14 protein-coding genes and 1 tRNA gene are annotated in these 19,906 nt (G+C 52.6%); all 15 read left to right on the plus strand.

Annotated elements, in window-relative coordinates; genetic code table 11:
- Nucleotides 1-76 (plus strand): EF-Tu C-terminal domain-related protein (locus tag CUZ56_RS09510; protein ID WP_201785588.1); only part of this gene is annotated, 76 nt, incomplete at its 5' end.
- 23 nt (nt 77-99) lie between these two features.
- A tRNA-Trp gene (locus CUZ56_RS09515) sits at nt 100-175 on the plus strand.
- 98 nt (nt 176-273) lie between these two features.
- Nucleotides 274-663 (plus strand): preprotein translocase subunit SecE, encoded by a 390-nt coding sequence (gene secE, locus CUZ56_RS09520; RefSeq protein ID WP_126980163.1) that lies wholly within the window; start codon nt 274-276, stop codon nt 661-663.
- 2 nt (nt 664-665) lie between these two features.
- Entirely contained in the window at nt 666-1,223 is a 558-nt protein-coding gene (gene nusG / locus CUZ56_RS09525) for a transcription termination/antitermination protein NusG (protein WP_126980333.1), read from the plus strand.
- 157 nt (nt 1,224-1,380) lie between these two features.
- A complete protein-coding gene (rplK, locus tag CUZ56_RS09530; RefSeq protein WP_126980164.1) occupies nt 1,381-1,815 on the plus strand; it encodes a 50S ribosomal protein L11 in 435 nt (144 codons plus the stop codon).
- Entirely contained in the window at nt 1,812-2,507 is a 696-nt protein-coding gene (rplA, locus tag CUZ56_RS09535) for a 50S ribosomal protein L1 (RefSeq protein ID WP_126980165.1), read from the plus strand. The genes rplK and rplA overlap by 4 nt, the downstream gene beginning before the upstream one ends.
- A 302-nt stretch (nt 2,508-2,809) precedes the next feature.
- Nucleotides 2,810-3,307, plus strand: coding sequence for a 50S ribosomal protein L10 (rplJ, locus tag CUZ56_RS09540; RefSeq protein ID WP_126980166.1), 498 nt, complete (start codon nt 2,810-2,812; stop codon nt 3,305-3,307).
- Between the two features lie 90 nt (nt 3,308-3,397).
- On the plus strand, nt 3,398-3,772 hold the full coding sequence (rplL, locus tag CUZ56_RS09545) for a 50S ribosomal protein L7/L12 (protein WP_126980167.1): 375 nt from the start codon (nt 3,398-3,400) through the stop codon (nt 3,770-3,772).
- Nucleotides 3,773-4,125: 353 nt separating this feature from the next.
- Complete coding sequence (rpoB, locus tag CUZ56_RS09550; protein WP_126980168.1) at nt 4,126-8,247, plus strand: DNA-directed RNA polymerase subunit beta; 4,122 nt, start codon at nt 4,126-4,128, stop codon at nt 8,245-8,247.
- Between the two features lie 23 nt (nt 8,248-8,270).
- Nucleotides 8,271-12,518, plus strand: coding sequence for a DNA-directed RNA polymerase subunit beta' (rpoC, locus tag CUZ56_RS09555; RefSeq protein WP_126980169.1), 4,248 nt, complete (start codon nt 8,271-8,273; stop codon nt 12,516-12,518).
- 250 nt (nt 12,519-12,768) lie between these two features.
- Nucleotides 12,769-13,368 carry a LemA family protein gene (locus CUZ56_RS09560; protein ID WP_126980170.1) on the plus strand — a complete coding sequence of 200 codons (600 nt, stop codon included), beginning with the start codon at nt 12,769-12,771 and terminating at the stop codon, nt 13,366-13,368.
- 77 nt (nt 13,369-13,445) lie between these two features.
- Complete coding sequence (locus tag CUZ56_RS09565; RefSeq protein WP_162615312.1) at nt 13,446-15,344, plus strand: M48 family metalloprotease; 1,899 nt, start codon at nt 13,446-13,448, stop codon at nt 15,342-15,344.
- Nucleotides 15,345-15,593: 249 nt separating this feature from the next.
- Entirely contained in the window at nt 15,594-17,018 is a 1,425-nt protein-coding gene (rsmB, locus tag CUZ56_RS09570) for a 16S rRNA (cytosine(967)-C(5))-methyltransferase RsmB (protein ID WP_162615313.1), read from the plus strand.
- Nucleotides 17,019-17,056: 38 nt separating this feature from the next.
- Nucleotides 17,057-17,632 (plus strand): DUF4390 domain-containing protein, encoded by a 576-nt coding sequence (locus tag CUZ56_RS09575; protein WP_162615314.1) that lies wholly within the window; start codon nt 17,057-17,059, stop codon nt 17,630-17,632.
- Complete coding sequence (locus CUZ56_RS09580; protein ID WP_126980174.1) at nt 17,629-19,905, plus strand: sensor histidine kinase; 2,277 nt, start codon at nt 17,629-17,631, stop codon at nt 19,903-19,905. The genes CUZ56_RS09575 and CUZ56_RS09580 overlap by 4 nt, the downstream gene beginning before the upstream one ends.
- Nucleotide 19,906: the final 1 nt, after the last annotated feature.

The raw sequence follows: 19,906 nt of genomic DNA on the forward strand, positions 1-19,906 counted from the left end.
AGAAGGCCTGCGTTTTGCGATCCGTGAAGGTGGCCGTACGGTGGGTGCCGGTGTGGTCGCTAAAATTATTGAGTAATTGGTTTATTTTTGAAAAGGTGTAGGGGTATAGCTCAATTGGCAGAGCGTCGGTCTCCAAAACCGAAGGTTGAGGGTTCGATTCCTTCTGCCCCTGCCAGCAACACCTGATGTTCTCTTAAAAAGAGAAGCCCGCCACAGCAGAAAATGCCTCGGCGGGCTTGGTTGTTGTTCAGGAAGCTATTTTAGGTAACATACATGGCTAATCATCCACAAGTTGAAACCGTTCATTCTGGGGCAGACAAAGCCAAGCTTGGCGTGTCGCTGTTGCTTGCTGCTGCCGCATTTGTGGTGTTTTATGTGCTTTCCGGACAGGGAGTTGCTGTCTGGGCGCAATGGCTTGCATTGATTGTATTGCTGGCCGCAGCAGTAGGTGTGTTTTTGACCAGCTCCTGGGGTAAAGAATTTGTTGGTTATTGCCGCGACTCTGTCAAGGAACTGAAAAAAGTTGTATGGCCAACACGCAAAGAAGCCATGCAGATGACTTTGTATGTTTTTCTGTTTGTGTTGGTGATGGCTATTTTCCTGTGGGCAGCAGATAAGCTGCTGGAATGGATCCTGTATAGCCAATTTCTGGGGATGAAATGAGTATGGCAGACGCAGCAGCAACCAGCGGTAAACTTTGGTACGTTGTCCATGCCTATTCAGGGATGGAAAAAGCGGTTGAACGCAACTTGCGCGAACGGATTGACCGTGCAGGCATGCAGGACAAGTTTGGCCGTATTCTGGTGCCGACTGAAGAAGTGGTGGAGATTAAGAACGGCCGTAAACGGACAACACAGCGTAATTTCTACCCCGGCTATGTGCTGGTGGAAATGGCGATGGATGATGACTCCTGGCATCTGGTGAAGCATACCAATAAAGTCACCGGTTTTGTTGGCGGCGGACGCAGCAATCGCCCGACACCGATTTCCACTGCGGAAGTCGAGCGTATCATGGGACAGATGCAGCAAGGCGTTGAAAAGCCGCGGCCTAAAATTGAATTTGAGGTGGGTGAGCTGGTCCGTGTGAAAGAAGGCCCGTTTGCCGACTTTAACGGTACTGTTGAAGAAGTGCTGTACGACAAGTCACGGCTGCGTGTGTCTGTTACCATTTTTGGTCGGGCCACACCGGTGGAACTGGAATTTCACCAGGTAGAGAAGCTGTAACAGTTTTGTGCAGATGCGCGTTTGCACCTGCTAATGCGAATAAACGCATGAATATGTTTTTCCCCTGCATATTCATGGCTGATTAAACAGGGGAATTTGAAACGGGGAGTTTGCCTGCATTGCAGGTCAAACGTTGGACCCGTAAGGAGAATCAAGCATGGCGAAGAAAATCGTCGGCTTTATCAAGCTGCAAATTCCGGCTGGTAAGGCAAACCCATCACCACCCGTCGGCCCGGCACTGGGTCAGCGTGGTTTGAACATTATGGAGTTCTGCAAGGCATTTAATGCGCAGACTCAAAGTGTGGAGCCTGGTTTGGCATTGCCCGTGGTGATCACGGCTTATGCTGACAAGTCTTTTACCTTCATTATCAAAACCCCTCCTGCTGGCGTGCTGATCAAAAAGGCGATCAAGCTGGAAAAAGGGTCCAGCAATCCGTTGAAAGATAAGGTCGGTAAGATTACCCGTGCTCAGTTGGAAGAAATTGCCAAGACCAAAATGAAAGATCTGACAGCAGCCGATCTGGATGCCGCTGTGCGTACCATTGCTGGTACGGCACGTTCCATGGGTGTGACTGTGGAGGGTGTGAAATGAGTAAAGTTTCCAAACGCGTAAAAGCCTTTGAAGGCAAAGTGGACAGCACCAAGCTGTACCCGATTACAGATGCTTTGAATCTGGTTAAAGAATGTGCCAATGCCAAGTTTGACGAGTCTGTCGACGTGGCGGTGCAACTCGGTATTGACGCACGTAAGTCAGACCAGGTGGTTCGCGGCGCAGTGGTTTTGCCCAACGGTACCGGCAAAACCAAGCGTGTTGCGGTGTTTACCCAGGGTGCGAAAGCTGAAGAAGCCAAAGCTGCTGGTGCTGATATTGTCGGCATGGATGACCTGGCTGAGCAGGTTAAAGCTGGCAACATCAATTTTGATGTGGTGATTGCGTCTCCGGATGCGATGCGTGTGGTAGGTACACTGGGCCAGATTTTGGGTCCCCGTGGTTTAATGCCTAACCCGAAAGTCGGTACGGTAACGCCTGATGTGGCTACTGCGGTGAAAAATGCCAAGGCTGGCCAGGTGCAGTTCCGTGTTGACAAGGCCGGTATCATTCACAGCACAATCGGCCGTCGTTCATTTGACGCCGAGCAGCTCAAAGGTAATCTGGCAGCATTGGTTGATGCGCTGAATAAGGCCAAGCCTGCCAGCAGCAAAGGACAGTACCTGAAAAAGGTTGCTGTATCTTCGACCATGGGCATTGGTGTGCGCGTGGATGTGGCTTCCTTGTCGGCTTAATTGCAGGCAGGTAAAGACACATGTAGGTAAAGGGCAGGCGCAGCAGCAATGCTGCGTTAGCCGTAAAGAGTTTGGTGGGCTGGTTTTGCTGGATGTGAAGCCAGGTCATCGAAGACCGTTGGCGCAAAACAAGGTGTTTTGCTTAAAACAACAGCCAACGCAGATGGCGGTCCCGCTGGAATGGATGATGACAAAATGGATCAACGTGTAAACGCCATTTTGAATTGTTCCTGAACAGAGGTCTCGCTGCAACAGGTGCATGTATGGCTTTCGGGTGATACATGTTTTGAAAGGAGTAGACCTTGAGTCTTAATCGCAGTGAAAAAGAAGCGGTTGTGGCAGAAGTCCAATCGCTTGCCGCGAAAGCTCAAACACTCGTGATGGCGGAATACCGCGGCGTTGTGGTTGGTGATATGACCAACCTGCGTGCGAAGGCCCGTGAGCAAGGTGTGAACCTGCGTGTTTTAAAGAATACGCTGGTACGCCGTGCTGTGGCTGGAACACCATTTGAAGCCGCGGCTGACCAGATGGTCGGTCCGCTGATCTATGGTTTTTCTGAAGATGCAGTGGCAGCAGCCAAAGTGCTGGCTGACTTTGCAAAAGACAACACGGCTTTGGTGCTCAAAGCTGGTGTCTATGACGGAAAAGCACTGGATGTGAACGGTGTAAAACAGCTTGCCAATATTCCTACCAAGGAAGTTTTGTTGGCACAGTTGCTGGGCTTGATGCAGTCTCCCATTTCCGGCCTGGCCCGGGTATTGGCTGCTGTGGCAAAACAGAAAGAGGAAGCGGCCGCCTGATTTTTTCAGGGGTGCCGTTTGGCGCATGTCCTGCATGGCACTATGGCCTTGCAGAATATGAAAGAACTTATAGTTTAGGAAACGATTATCATGGCATTTGATAAAGACGCATTTTTGACCGCTCTGGAGAGCATGTCCGTTATGGAACTCAATGAAGTGGTCAAAGCAATTGAAGAAAAATTTGGTGTATCCGCTGCAGCTATGGCTGTTGCAGGTCCTGCTGCTGGCGGCGGTGCTGCTGCTGCTGAAGAAAAGACCGAATTCGACGTGATTCTGACTGAAACTGGCGGCAACAAGGTTGCAGTCATTAAAGCTGTCCGCGAAATCACCGGCCTGGGCCTGAAAGAAGCTAAAGACCTGGTTGATGGCGCACCGAAGCCCGTTAAGGAAGCTGCTTCCAAGGATGATGCTGAAGCTGCCAAGAAGAAACTGGAAGAAGCCGGCGCGAAAGTCGAGCTCAAGTAAGATACAGTTGTATCGACTGGCTGGAGGCCTTTTGAGGCCCCCAGCCTTTTGCGCTTTCTTTTTTTGTATAGATTTCTGAGGATCTCAAAAAGAGCGTAGTTGAAAGATTCCTGTTTGCAGGGATTTTGCAAGTGCCCTCTTATCCGACTGCAGAGGGACGACTTTGGTCGGACTGCCCGACGGGTTTCGTTGAAAACCGTCCGCGGCAGTTGTCAGCCAGAGGTTGGTAGTGGCCAACCGCCCGAGTCTCAACCGGATTTTAACGAGAAGTGCGCGCTTTTTGAAGCGCCTGTGAGAATTTTTGCACTTTCAACCCGGTCGCCAGTCGCTTCGTCAGCCCATCGGAGAAATCAATGGCGTATTCCTTCACTGAACGCAAGCGTATTCGCAAGAGCTTTGGCAAACGCGAAAGTGTTCTGGATGTTCCTTATTTGCTGAGCATGCAAAAAGATGCCTATCGCGCATTTTTGCAAGCCGATGTCCCACCCCGTAAGCGCAAGCCCGAAGGTCTGCAGGCCGCTTTTGAGTCTGCTTTCCCGATCGTGTCGCACAACGGGTTTGTGGAAATGAAGTTTGTTGAATACAACCTGGTGCGTCCGGTGTTTGATGTGCGCGAGTGTCAGCAGCGTGGTTTGACGTTCTCGTCGGCGGTGCGCGCCAAAGTGCAACTGATTATTTACGACCGTGAAGCTGCCGAAGGCCGCAACGGCACCAAAGTTGTGAAAGAGATTAAAGAGCAGGAAGTTTACATGGGCGAAGTTCCGCTCATGACCGATAACGGCTCTTTTGTGATCAATGGTACCGAGCGTGTGATTGTCAGCCAGTTGCATCGTTCTCCCGGCGTGTTTTTTGAGCACGACAAGGGCAAAACCCACGCTTCCGGCAAGCTGTTGTTCTCTGCACGCATTATTCCTTACCGTGGTTCCTGGTTGGATTTTGAGTTTGATCCGAAGGATCTGCTGTACTTCCGTGTTGACCGCCGTCGTAAGATGCCGGTGACCATTTTGCTGAAAGCCATTGGCCTGGATTCTGAACAGATTCTGGCAAACTTCTATGTCAATGACACCATGCATCTGATGGATGCCGGTGCGCAGATGGATTTTGTGCCGGAGCGTCTGAAAGGTGAAGTGGCGCGTTTTGATATCACCAACAAAAAGGGTGAAGTCATTGTTGCCAAAGACAAGCGCATTACCGCACGTCATGTGCGCGAAATGGAAGAGTCAGGCACCAAGACGGTCAGCGTGCCGGAAGATTACCTGTTGGGTCGTGTGCTGGCTAAAAACGTCATTGATGACAGCACTGGCGAACTGATTGCCCGCGCCAATGATGAGCTGACAGAGTCGCTGCTGAAAAAGCTGCGTGATGCAGGCATTGATAAGATTGAGTGCATTTATACCAATGATCTGGATCAGGGTGCTTATATCTCCCAGACGCTGCGTATTGATGAAACAGCAGACCAGTTTGCCGCACGTGTGGCGATTTACCGCATGATGCGTCCTGGTGAGCCGCCGACAGAAGATGCGGTGGAAGCGCTGTTCAATCGCCTGTTCTTCAGCGAAGACAGTTACGATCTGTCCCGCGTGGGGCGCATGAAGTTCAATGCCCGTCTGGGGCGCAGTGAGCTGACTGGTGCGATGACGCTGTCGAACGATGATATTTTCGAAGTGGTCAAGGTGCTGGTTGAGCTGCGTAACGGCCGTGGCCAGGTGGATGATATTGATCACCTGGGGAATCGCCGTGTACGTTGCGTGGGTGAACTGGCCGAAAACCAGTACCGCTCAGGTCTGGCACGTATTGAAAAAGCAGTGAAAGAGCGTTTGGGCCAGGCAGAAACTGAAGCGTTGATGCCGCATGACCTGATCAACTCCAAGCCAATTTCTGCCGCACTGAAAGAGTTCTTCGGCTCTTCACAGTTGTCGCAGTTCATGGACCAGACCAACCCGCTTTCGGAAATTACGCACAAACGCCGAGTTTCCGCTTTAGGCCCAGGTGGTTTGACACGTGAGCGTGCCGGCTTTGAAGTGCGCGACGTGCACCCGACACACTATGGTCGCTTGTGCCCGATTGAAACGCCTGAAGGTCCGAACATTGGTTTGATCAACTCTCTGGCGCTGTACGCACGTCTGAATGAGTATGGCTTCCTGGAAACGCCTTACCGCCGTGTGGTGGATCAGAAAGTGACCGCGCAGATTGATTATCTGTCCGCGATTGAGGAAGGCAAATACATCATTGCTCAGGCCAATGCCGCGCTGGATAAAAACGGCAAGCTGGTTGACGAGCTGGTGTCTGCCCGTGAAAACGGCGAATCTGTTTTGACGACACCAGAGCGTATTCAGTACATGGACGTGGCGCCAACCCAGATTGTTTCGGTGGCGGCGTCTTTGGTGCCGTTCCTGGAGCATGATGACGCCAACCGCGCATTGATGGGTGCGAACATGCAGCGTCAGGCGGTGCCTGTGCTGCGTCCGGAAAAGGCATTTGTCGGTACCGGTATTGAACGCGTGTCGGCCAAAGACTCGGGCACCGTGGTGGCTGCACGCCGTGGCGGTGTGGTGGATTATGTGGATGCCAACCGTATTGTGGTGCGTGTGAATGACGCGGAAACCACAGCCGGTGAAGTCGGTGTGGATATTTACAATCTGATCAAGTATCAGCGTTCCAACCAGAACACCAACATTCATCAGCGTCCTATCGTTAAGCGTGGTGATGCAGTTGAATCCGGCGATGTGATCGCCGACGGCGCTTCAACCGACCTGGGTGAACTGGCGCTGGGGCAGAACATGCTGATCGCGTTCATGCCCTGGAACGGCTATAACTTCGAAGACTCGGTGATGCTTTCCGAGCGGGTTGTCGCAGAAGACCGTTATACCTCGGTTCACATTGAAGAACTGGTGGTGATGGCGCGTGATACCAAGCTGGGTGCAGAAGAAATCACGCGTGATATTCCGAACCTGTCTGAGCAGCAACTGGCCCGCCTGGATGACTCCGGCATCGTGTTTGTCGGTGCTGAAGTGCAGCCTGGTGATGTGCTGGTTGGCAAGGTAACGCCCAAGGGCGAAACCCAGTTAACGCCGGAAGAAAAACTGCTGCGCGCCATCTTCGGTGAAAAAGCCTCTGATGTGAAAGACACGTCATTGCGTGTGGAGCAGGGAACGCAAGGTACCGTGATTGATGTGCAGGTGTTTACCCGTGAAGGTATTCAGCGTGATAAACGTGCGCAACAGATCATTGATGATGAGCTGAAACGCTATCGTCTGGACCTGAACGACCAGTTGCGTATTGTGGAAGCCGATGCATTCCTGCGTATTGAAAAACTGCTGTTGGGCCAAAAAGTCAACGGCGGTCCCAAGAAGCTGGCGAAGGGCTCCACCATTGACAAGGCTTATCTGGACAGCGTGGAAAAATACCACTGGTATGACATCCGCCCGACAGATGAAACCCTGGCACAACAGCTTGAGGAAATCAAGCATACGGTTGAGCAGCAACGCCACCTGTTTGATCTGGCGTTTGAAGAAAAGCAACGCAAACTCACACAGGGTGACGAACTGCCCGCAGGCGTGCTGAAGATGGTCAAGGTTTACTTGGCTGTTAAACGCCGTTTGCAGCCTGGCGACAAGATGGCTGGCCGTCATGGTAACAAGGGTGTGGTCTCCAAGATCACCCCGATTGAAGATATGCCTTACATGGCTGACGGTACAGCGGTTGACGTGGTTCTGAACCCGCTGGGCGTGCCTTCACGTATGAACGTCGGGCAGGTGCTGGAAGTGCACCTGGGCTGGGCAGCTAAAGGGCTGGGTGAGCGTATCAATGAAATGGTGCGCAAAGAAGCCAGCCGCAAAGAGTTACAGGCTTTCCTTGAGAAAATCTACAACGAGTCCAGCGGCAAGCGTGAAGAGTTCAGCGAGTTGACCGATGCGCAGTTTAAGGAAATGATTGGCAACCTCTCAAAGGGTATTCCGTTTGCCACCCCGGTGTTTGACGGTGGACAGGAAGAGGACATCTACAGCCTGCTGCAACTGGCCTATCCAGAAGATATCGCACAGGCCAAGGGTCTGAATGAACGTCGTACCCAGACCACTTTGTACGATGGCCGCACCGGTGAGGCGTTTGACCGTCAGGTTACCGTTGGCTATATGCATTACCTGAAACTGCACCATCTAGTTGACGACAAGATGCACGCACGTTCAACCGGCCCGTACAGCCTGGTAACGCAGCAGCCTCTGGGCGGTAAAGCACAGTTCGGCGGACAGCGTTTTGGTGAGATGGAAGTGTGGGCGCTGGAAGCTTATGGCGCCGCTTACGTCTTGCAGGAAATGCTGACCGTGAAGTCTGATGACGTGCAGGGCCGTACCAAGGTGTACGAGAACATCGTCAAGGGCGAGCATGCGATTGATGCCGGTATGCCGGAGTCGTTCAATGTGCTGGTTAAAGAAATTCGTTCGCTCGGTATCGATATCGAACTTGAGCGCAACTAACAGGGTTAAGGAGAGAAGTAAACATGAAAGCACTGCTCGACCTGTTCAAGCAATTTACGCCGGATGAACATTTTGATGCCATCCGTATTGGTGTCGCCTCGCCCGAAAAGATCCGTTCATGGTCTTTCGGCGAAGTGAAAAAACCGGAAACCATTAACTACCGCACTTTCAAGCCGGAGCGCGATGGTCTGTTCTGCGCCAAAATTTTTGGCCCAATCAAAGACTATGAATGCTTGTGCGGCAAATATAAACGTCTGAAGTATCGCGGCGTGATCTGCGAAAAATGCGGCGTGGAAGTCACTCAGTCCAAAGTCCGCCGCGAACGCATGGGCCACATTGAGTTGGCTTCGCCGGTTGCGCACATCTGGTTTCTGAAGTCGCTGCCGTCCCGTCTGGGGCTGGTGCTGGATATGACGCTGCGAGATATTGAACGCGTGTTGTATTTTGAAGCTTATGTGGTGGTTGATCCTGGCATGACGCCGCTGAAAAAGTTCAGCATCATGTCAGAAGAAGACTATGATGCCAACGTGCTCGAATACGGTGACGAATTTGTGGCGTTGATGGGCGCTGAAGGCATTAAGCGTCTGCTGACAGAAATGAATCTGGATGCGGAAATTGAGCGCCTGCGCGGTGACATGACCGGTGCCGAAATGAAGGTCAAGAAAAACTCCAAGCGCCTTAAAGTGCTGGAAGCCTTCAAAAAATCAGGCATCAAGCCTGACTGGATGGTGCTGGAAGTACTGCCTGTGCTGCCGCCGGACCTGCGTCCGCTGGTGCCGCTGGATGGCGGGCGTTTTGCAACATCCGATCTGAACGATCTGTATCGCCGTGTGATTAACCGCAACAACCGCCTGAAACGGCTGTTGGAGTTGAAGGCCCCTGAAATCATCATGCGTAACGAAAAACGCATGCTGCAGGAAGCCGTTGACTCATTGCTGGATAATGGCCGCCGTGGTAAGGCGATGACCGGTGCCAACAAGCGTGCGCTGAAATCTCTGGCCGACATGATCAAAGGTAAGAGCGGTCGTTTCCGTCAGAACCTGCTGGGTAAACGTGTGGACTATTCAGGCCGTTCGGTGATTACCGTGGGTCCGGATCTGAAGCTGCACCAGTGCGGTCTGCCCAAGCTGATGGCGCTGGAGCTGTTCAAGCCGTTTATTTTCAGCCGTCTGGAAAAAATGGGGGTTGCTACCACCATTAAGGCTGCGAAGAAAGAGGTTGAAGCCGGTACGCCAATCGTCTGGGATATCCTGGAAGAGGTGATTAAAGAGCATCCGGTGCTGCTCAACCGTGCGCCAACGCTGCACCGCCTGGGTATTCAGGCGTTTGAGCCGGTGCTGATTGAAGGCAAGGCATTGCGTTTGCACCCACTGGTGTGCGCGGCGTTCAACGCTGACTTTGACGGTGACCAGATGGCTGTGCACGTGCCGTTGTCGATTGAAGCGCAGATGGAAGCCCGTGTGCTGATGCTGTCTTCCAACAACGTGTTGTTCCCGGCCAGTGGCGAGCCTTCCATTGTGCCTTCGCAGGACGTGGTGCTGGGGCTGTATTATGCAACCCGTGAAAAGGTGAACGCGCTGGGTGAAGGCATGATGTTTTCCGACATTGCTGAAGTTCAGCGTGCGCTGGATAACCATGTTGTCGAACTGACGGCCAAGGTCTGGGTGCGTATTCCGGAATACACCAAGAACGCTGAAGGCGGTTACGACAGCAAACCGGTGGCGCGCCACACAACGGTGGGCCGTGCGCTGTTGTCTCAGATTCTGCCTAAAGGTTTGCCGTTTGAGCTGATTGACCGTGCACTGAAGAAGAAGGAAATCTCCAGACTCATCAATGCATCGTTCCGTCGCTGCGGCCTGAAAGAAACCGTGATTCTGGCTGACCAGTTGCTCAATCAGGGCTATCGCCTGTCGACCAAAGGCGGTATTTCAATTGCCATTGACGACATGCTGGTGCCCCAGGCGAAGAGCGCGATCATTGGTCGGGCTGAAAATGAAGTCAAGGAAATTGAGCATCAATACGCTTCCGGTCTGGTGACTGCAGGTGAACGCTACAACAAAGTGGTGGACATCTGGGGTAAAGCCGGGGACGAGGTCGGCAAGGTCATGATGGCGCATCTGGCCAAGGAAAAGGTTGAAGATCATACGGGTAAAGAAGTTGAGCAGGAGTCTTTCAACTCGATCTATATGATGGCCGATTCCGGCGCCCGTGGTTCTGCCGCACAGATTCGCCAGCTGGCTGGTATGCGTGGTTTGATGGCCAAGCCGGACGGCTCCATTATTGAGACACCGATTACGGCGAACTTCCGTGAAGGTCTGAACGTTGCTCAGTACTTTATTTCCACTCACGGTGCACGTAAAGGTCTGGCCGATACAGCGCTGAAAACCGCAAACTCCGGTTATTTGACGCGTCGTCTGGTCGATGTGACACAGGACCTGGTGGTGACCGAAGATGACTGCGGCACATTGGACGGTGTGAGCATGCGTGGACTGATGGAAGGCGGCGAAGTGGTTGAATCACTGCGTGACCGTATTCTGGGACGTGTGGCTGTCGCCGATGTGGTTAACCCTGAAACACGCGAAGTGCTGGTTCCGGCTGGGCAGATGCTTGATGAAGATGCGCTCGACAAGATCGAAGCAGTGGGTGTGGATGAAGTGAAGGTTCGCACACCGCTGACCTGCGGTACCCGCTATGGCTTGTGTGCCAAGTGCTACGGGCGCGATCTGGGCCGTGGCTCGCTGGTGAACATTGGCGAAGCGGTAGGTGTGGTTGCTGCCCAGTCCATTGGGGAACCTGGAACACAGCTGACCATGCGTACCTTCCACATCGGGGGGGCAGCTTCCCGTGCTGCCGTGGCTTCCAGCATTGAAGCCAAGGCAACCGGCGTGATCCGCTTTAACGCTGCTATGCGTTATGTGACCAATGGCAAGGGCGATCTGGTTGTGATTTCCCGTTCCGGTGAAATGCTGATTACCGATGAGCATGGCCGTGAACGTGAGCGCCATAAAGTACCTTACGGTGCCATCATGCAGGTGAAAGATGGCGATCAGGTGAAACCAGGTGCCATTTTGGCCAACTGGGATCCGCTGACACGTCCGATCATCACCGAGTTTGCCGGGACCATCCGGTTTGAAAATGTGGAAGAAGGCGTTACCGTTGCCAAACAGATGGACGAGGTTACCGGCCTGTCCACGCTGGTGGCGATTGACCCGAAACGCCGTGGCTCCAGTAAAGTGGTGGCACGTCCGCAGGTCAAGCTGTTGGATGCTTCTGGTAAGGAAGTGAAAATTCCTGGTACCGACCACTCGGTGACCATCGGCTTCCAGGTGGGCGCTTTGATCCAGGTGCGCGATGGTCAGGAAGTTCATCCGGGCGAAGTGCTGGCACGTATCCCGGTTGAAGGTCAGAAGACCCGCGATATTACCGGTGGTTTGCCCCGTGTGGCCGAGTTGTTCGAAGCACGCAGTCCGAAAGACAAAGGTATGCTGGCTGAAGTGACAGGTACGGTGTCGTTTGGTAAAGAAACCAAGGGCAAAGTACGGTTGCAGATTACCGATCTGGACGGCAATGTGTTTGAAGACCTGGTGCCTAAGGACAAAAACATTCTGGTGCACGAAGGCCAGGTGGTGAACAAGGGCGAGCAGGTGGTTGACGGTCCGGCAGATCCGCAGGATATTCTGCGCCTGTTGGGTGTCGAAGCTCTGGCAACCTATATTGTGGACGAAGTGCAGGACGTTTACCGTTTGCAGGGTGTGAAGATTAACGACAAACACATTGAAGTGATTGTGCGTCAGATGCTGCGCCGTGTGCAGGTCGATAATCCGGGCGATTCCACCTATATCATTGGAGAACAGGTTGAGCGCTCAGAAATCCTGGATACCAACGACAAGTTGCGCTCACAGGATAAGCTGCCTGCAACCTACCATGATTTGCTGCTGGGTATCACCAAGGCCTCTCTGTCGACGGATTCGTTCATCTCTGCGGCATCGTTCCAGGAGACGACCCGCGTGCTGACCGAAGCGGCCATCATGGGTAAACGTGATGAACTGCGCGGTTTGAAAGAAAACGTCATTGTGGGGCGTCTGATTCCGGCGGGTACGGGTATGGCCTACCATCAGGCACGCAAGTACAAGCTTGAGACAGAAGAGATCGAGCGGCGCTCTGTTGCTCTGGCCGAAGCCCAGGATGCCGCAGCCAAAGAGTTGCAGGCACTGGAAGAAAGTCAGCCGACAGCGGAAAATCAGGAAGATGCAGCACCTTCGCAGGAGTGATGCCATCAACGTGATTTTTTGAAAAAGCGGTTGATTAAAGGGAGTGGAAACACTCCCTTTTTCTTTTTCCAAAATACAACATGTAATTGATTACGCGTTGATAATTTATTTAAATTCATGTAATATTGTAAAATTTAATTACATGTGCGTTTGTACGCGTTATTAAACGTGTTGAAAATTATGCATTTCTGTGTACAATGGATATATAGAAATCAATCGACAATGGGCTTAACGGAAAAGGAGAGTTGCTATGGGAATCATTGGCTGGGTTTTGTTGGCTCTGGTCGTTATTGGCGTGATCTGGGGAATTTCCTCCTATAACAAACTGGTGTTTGCACGCAATGAAATCAATAACGCGTTTGGGCAGATTGATGTGCAGCTTAAAAGGCGTTATGACCTGATTCCGAATCTGGTCGAAGTAGCACGCAAATATGTGCAGCATGAGCGCGAAACGTTAGAGGCTGTTATTGGGGCTCGCAACCAGGCATCTCAGGCACGCGATGCCATTCATGGCCAACCTTCCGGTGCGGGGATAGGGCAGATTGCCGCATTGGCGGCTGCCGATGGAGCGCTGGGGTCTGCACTCGGGCGCCTGATGGCTGTGGTGGAAGGTTACCCGGAGTTGAAGGCAGACCAGAATCTGCGCGAGCTTTCTGAGGAACTGACGACAACTGAAAACCGCATTGGGTTTGCGCGCCAGGCATATAACGATGTGGTGCTGGACTATAACAACAAGGCTCAGCAGTTTCCCGAGGTGATTGTGGCTAACCTGTTTAGTTTCAAGCCCATGGAAATGCTGCAATCCACCGAGTCACCAGAAGAACGCCAGGCGGTTAAGGTTCAGTTCTGACAATGTGAGTTCACCAAAGAAAGGTAAATGCCATGCTGTTTCGCCAGCATCAACGTGTAGCTAAACAATCAACAAGCATGCTTGTTGTATTGTTTGCTGCGCTGATTCTGGGAATGGTGGTTGTTACCAATGCAGCGCTGGCCGTGGCATGGATCATCAGTACAGCAGGCTCAACCAATTTTCCTAAACTGTTTTTTGTCGTGAATACCGGCGTGGTGCTGCTGTATGTTTTTGGCAGCTATGCCATAGAGGCATGGCACTTGAGCGACGGCGGCGCTTATTTGGCGCTTCAGGCTGGCGGAGTGGAGATCACTGAGCCTCAGAACATTTACGAAAAACGCTTGTGCAATGTGGTTATGGAGGTTGCCATTGCTGCCGGCATACGTCCTCCGCGCATTTTTGTATTGCGCTCAGAAGAGGCCATCAACGCATTTGCCGCGGGGTGGGATATTCAGGACGCCATCATTGCAGTAACCCAAGGCTCGATCGAGCGGTTGTCGCGGGATGAGCTGCAAGGTGTGGTTGCGCACGAGTTCAGCCATATTGTGCACGGGGACATCCGTTTGAATATGACGCTGATGGGCATGGTTTTGGGACTGCAAATGGTTTATAACCTGGGGCGCGCGGTGGTTGCATCCCTTCGCGACGGTATTGGCTGGATCAGAGCAGTATTGGTGTTGACTGTCGGATTTGCCCTGATGCTGGTCGGCTGGCTGGGCTGGCTGGCCGGTCGGATATTGTATGCAAGTGTGTCGCGCCAGCGGGAGTTTCTGGCAGATGCTTCGGCGGTGAAGTACACACGTTTGACAAAAGGGCTTGCCGGCGCTTTGCAGAAAATTGCCTTTCAGCAGCAAACCGAACGTGATCAGATTCAACGCAAACAAGCACAGGCGCTGGCACCGCTGTTTTTGCATTTCAGCTTGAATTCCAGGTGGTGTGCAACGCACCCTCCGATTGTGGAAAGGCTGAAACGGCTGGGCGTTTCCTATGCACAACGCAAAGAGCTGCCAGCCGATGATGTGCAAAAGTTCAGCTCGGATGAGTTTTTTTCTGCCCGCCTGGTGCCAGATGCCGCGGTGACGCCTGCATTACGTGATGTTCCGGTACAGTGGGCAGAAGATTTGCCGTATGTGGAAAATGTTCTGAAGTATGACCTGCCGGATACACCATTGCCCGAAATAGAGTGGCCGGGGAACACGCCGATACAGCAGTTTGTGGCGGAAGAGCGGCTCCAAAATGGCAGGATTTTGTTGAGCAAAGCATTGCCTGTTGAATCGCTCATGGGAGCTTTGCTGGCATTTTGGGTCATAGAAGGTGGGGAAAAACAGCAAAAAATCTGGGAAGATTTGTGTCGCAACAATAAAGGACGGGTTCAAACCCTGATGCTGGAAAGTGTGCTCAGCCTGAATTTGAAAGTGCGTGAACCGATATTTGAGGGCTTGATTACCCAGATGGAAGGTTGGCCGCGCGAGCAGCATCAGCAACTGGTTGAGCGGGCACTGGTGCTTTTGCGCAGCTATGCTTATGCGGTGCCGCGTGGTTGGCTGCGTCTGGCTGTCACGCGGTATTGGCTGCGTGAAAACAAGAAACGCCAATCCATCATTTACCATTCGTTTGAGCAAGTGAAGGATGCCGTAGCTGTTTTGAGTACATTGCTGGCAAAATGCCTGGAAATTCCAGATGAAGCGCAATGGATGAAAAAAGTCTATAGCCGGCTTAAGCTCACAGATATGCCAGAGGTTAGTATGGATGCCGATCAATTACGCACCGCAGTTTTGAAGATGCATCGTCTGGCTCTCATGGTGATGCCGACACTGATCAAGGTGTGGATGCACGAATGGGAGGCGGTGGCAACCGATCGCAACCCGATACAACTGCAGCGGGATGCGGATACCTTCCGGCTCATGTGTGATCTGCTGGATACGCCACGCCCACCGCGCTTAATTGCGTGGCACGAAACGCCGTCTATGTATTAACAATGCCCTGATACACCCTCGGCAAAGATCAGAATGAATACTTGAATGTCAGAAAGCATCTGGCGGTGTAGGCTTTAAAACATAGGGGTAACTAACCTCTATGCCTGCAAATGCAGCAGTTGGGTCCCGGTGTTGTACCTGCACTTTTTAGTTGCTTGGCGGCATCAGGTAAAATTCCAGCGTTCTGCCGGTTCAGATGCTTTCATGTGCATAGATCCCGTAGTTCACTGTAGGCCTGATGTTCTGATCATGCAGCGCCAGTTATCCAATTTTCATGACGGCTTTATGCAACCTCCTGCTCTGGCGACACAGTTACTCAAAACGGCTGAAATTGTTCGGCAGGTTACGGGTGGGCAGTCGCTGGACAAAGCGCTGGACAGCGTTGACAGTGCTTTGCGGCCCGGGGTGCAGGCATTGTCGTTTTACACATTGCGGCATCTGGGGTTGTCCCAGGCCTTGCTTGTCGCTTTGACCCAAAAAGCGCCGCCGCCAGCTGTTCAGGCCTTGTTGTGGGTTGTGCTGGCTTTATGTGCCAGTGAGGAAAGCGAAGGTTCGCAAACGGCAACGCGCTCAGGGGAGCCTTATTACAAACCATACGTTCTGGGAAGTCAGGCGGTGCAGGCGGCAAAATCATTGCCGAAAACACGTGCATTTGCGCCATTGGTCAATGGCGTTGTGCGCCGGTTTTTACGTGAGCGGGATATTTTGCTGGCACAAGTCAGGCAACATAGTGAATCAGCCAGATGGGCGTTTCAACCATGGTGGATTGCCCGCGTGCGATCAGACTGGCCGGATGTGTGGCAGGCCATTTTGCGCACGGCGCAACAGCCCTCACCGATGACGCTACGTGTCAATGCGCAATGGGGCACAGCCCAGCAGGCCGTTAAGCTGCTGCAGGAAAAAGGGATTGAGGCGCATGTGGCCGGCCCTTACGCTGTTGAGCTGCAAACGCCGATGCCTGTAGAAAGCATCCCGGGATTTGCGCAAGGCCATTTTTCAGTGCAGGCGGCTGCAGCCCAATTGGCTGGGCCGTTGCTGTTGCAGCAGGAATGGGTGCGTCGGGTTGCTCGTTTGGGAACGCCCTTGCGTGTTCTGGATGCGTGTGCAGCACCTGGCGGCAAAACGGCACATATGCTGGAGATGATGCCAGAGGGTAGTATCGATGTTGTGGCGTTGGATGTCGACGCACAGCGGCTGCAAAAGGTAGAGGAAACACTGACCCGGATTCACCGGAGCGCTGAGTTGCGCGCAGCAGATGCGGCCAGTGCGGATGCATTTGGCGCAGATGAAATGTTTGATGCCATCTTGCTGGATGCGCCATGCACCGCCTCGGGTATTGTGCGCAGACACCCTGATATCAGGTGGTTGCGCCGGGAGAGCGATGTGGCGGAGCTGTCTGCCCAGCAACAGCGGTTATTGCAGACTTTATGGCCGCGGCTGGCTTCTGGTGGCAGGCTTTTGTACTGTACCTGTTCTCTCTTCAAGGCCGAAGGGGAAGAAAACGCACAAAACTTTGTTCTGGGGCACAATGATGCCAGCAGGTTACCAGCGCCCGGGCATATTTTGCCATTGGCTGCGACAGATCAACTCCAGATGGCCTGTGATCTCAAAAACGGGGAACAGGGCGCATTGACAGCGACAGACGGGTTTTATTACGCGTTGTTTGAAAAATGAGCTTAACGGCAAATCGGCACTCTTCGCAGAATGTGGGTATGCTCACCAGGTTATGGTGCTGGTGTGGCATTGTGCTGTTTTGTCTTTTGGGCGCATGGTCTGCTGGCGTATGGTCTGCGGAGCGCAGCAGAATCTCTTTATTACAGATACAGGCAGACCAGGGTGCACTTTATTTGAATGCCGAAATTGAGCTGGTTTTGCCTGACGTGGTACAGGAGGCTCTGCATAAAGGAATCGCATTGCACTTTAATGCATCGGCTGAAATTGAACGTGTGCGCTGGTACTGGTTTGATGCTGTGGATGCACAGGAAAGCAAATCGGTACGGTTGACTTTTCAGCCGTTGTTGCAGCGTTACCGGGTGACCATCGGCGGCTTGGGCCAGACGTTTGCCACCCTACCCGAAGCATTGAATTTTGTCGGACATATTTCGCATTGGCGGATTGCCGATGCTGATGTATTGAATAGCTCTGGAGATAAAAAACTGGTTTTCATTTTTGAACTGGATCGCTCCCGTTTGCCCAGGTTGTTTCAAGTGGGGGTGGCGGATCAGGAGGAATGGGGCCTGTCTTTGAAGCAGGAAGTTGATTTGCAGATTTCTGGAGATGGTCAATGAGTGACAATGAAGACCGCTCCAGACAGTCTGTCAAAAAAGCGATGCGCTGGGTCTGGATACTGTCCTTAAGCGCGACGGCGTGTCTGGTTGCTGCGCTGCTGTTTTTGCTGGCGCAGACGACAGGGAATCAGGACCTTTACATTAATTATTTTGGCTGGCTGGTTGGTATCAATATCACCATTGCGGCCATATTGTTGCTGGTGTTGGTCTGGGCCTCCGTGCGGCTGCTGGTGCGGCTGAAAAAAGGACGGTTTGGCAGCCGGCTGCTGGTGAAGCTGGCTGCTATATTTGTGATTGTCGGGTTTCTGCCAGGGTTGTTTGTGTATGCTGTGTCGTACCAGTTTGTATCGCGCAGCATAGAAACCTGGTTTGACGTCAAGGTGGAAGGCGCACTGGACGCCGGGTTAAAACTGGGGCGGGCATCTTATGATGCGCAGTTGAAAGACCTGGTGAACAAAACACAGGTGGTTGCGTATCAGCTGGCGCAAATGTCTGAGTCTGCCGCTATTTTGCAGATGGACCTGTTCCGTCAGCAATTGGAAGTGGACGACATGGCATTATTGAATCTCAATGGTGAGATTCTGGGTGCATCCGGCACGTCCAGCTATCGGTTGCAGCCAGCTAAACCATTGACATCTGTCATGCGGGCAGAGCTGATGCAGCAACGGGTCATGTCGGGCATAGAGGATAACGAAGATGGCGCTTCACCCAAAATGTGGGCGCTGGCTATTGTTCCCATCAGCATCTATGACGTCACGGGGCAGGTTCGTGTTCTGCGGGTTTCCAATAGCATGCCAGCGGCGCTGGCAGCGAATGCCCGGTCGGTTCAGGAAGCGTACCAGGAGTATCAGGAGCGCGCACTGGGCCGTGAAGGGTTGCGCCGCATGTACATTGGAACGTTGACGCTGGCGTTAATTCTGGCGGTTTTTGTGGCGGTTGTTCTGGCGGTTGTGCTGGGGCAGCAGCTTTTACGGCCCTTGCTGATTCTGGCCGAAGGGGTCAGGCAGGTGGGGGCCGGGGATTTAAGCCCCAAACAACTGGTGCATACACACGATGAGCTGGGCGGGCTGACGCATGCCTTTGCCGATATGACGGACCAATTGCGAGAGGCGCAGATCATTGCTGAAAAAAGCCTTAAGCAGGTTGCAGATGCTCGGGCGCACTTGCAGACCATTCTGGATAACCTGACAGCCGGGGTGATTGTGCTTGACCGCGCCGGCGCGGTCCAGAGCATCAATCCTGGTGCCGAGCGTATTTTGCGCCAGAATCTGCAGCCCAATGTCGGACAAACACTGCAGGCCGTGCCTGCTTTGGAAGCATTGGGTAAACGCGTCGCGGAACAATTTTCTACGTTGCCGGTCAACCAGGATGCGTATTGGCAGGAGACGTTTGAGCTTGAGGATACCCAGTCAGGCGATAACATTACCGTTGTTGCCCGTGGCGCCTGGCTGGGGGGAACGTTGCAGTTGCTGGTGATAGACGATATCAGTGACATTATTTCTGCGCAGCGCTCTGTTGCCTGGGGTGAAGTGGCGCGCCGTTTGGCGCACGAGATTAAAAACCCGTTAACGCCCATCCAATTATCAGCAGAACGTATTGAACACAAGTTTGCCAGTAAGCTGGAGGATCAGGACCGTGCCGTTTTGCAGCGGTCGGTCAAAATGATTGTGGATCAGGTGGACGCCATGAAGCGGCTGGTCAATGAATTCCGGGAATATGCACGTTTACCAGTAGCGGAATTAAAACCACTTGATCTGAATGTGCTGGTGCGTGATATTATTCAGCTATACATAGGTGCACAGCATAAACAGCAAACGCATATCGATGTGATGCTTGCTGCAGACCTTCCGCTGATCAAAGGAGATGCGGCACAACTGAGGCAGGTTCTGCATAACCTGCTGCAGAACGCACTGGATGCAACTGAGGAAAGCCAAACGGGTCAGAAAATTGTAGTGGCAACCCAATACAAGGCGGCTCAGGAAGATGCCCAGTCCGCAGGTCAGGTTTGTTTGATTGTGCGTGACAGTGGATGCGGGTTTTCTGAAAAAATACTGAAACGGGCATTTGAGCCTTATGTCACAACAAAACTGAAGGGTACTGGTTTAGGGCTGGCGGTTGTTAAGAAAATTATGGATGAGCATGGTGCCCGTATTGGTCTGAGCAACCATGTCGATGAGCAAGGAAATATCACAGGCGCACAAGTGCTGCTATCATTTCCAGCATTAGTGATTACTCCCACGCAGCATATGCAGGCATCGCATACAATAGAGTAAA

This window comes from Saezia sanguinis (genome assembly GCF_003991585.1).
GTDB lineage: Bacteria > Pseudomonadota > Gammaproteobacteria > Burkholderiales > Burkholderiaceae_C > Saezia > Saezia sanguinis.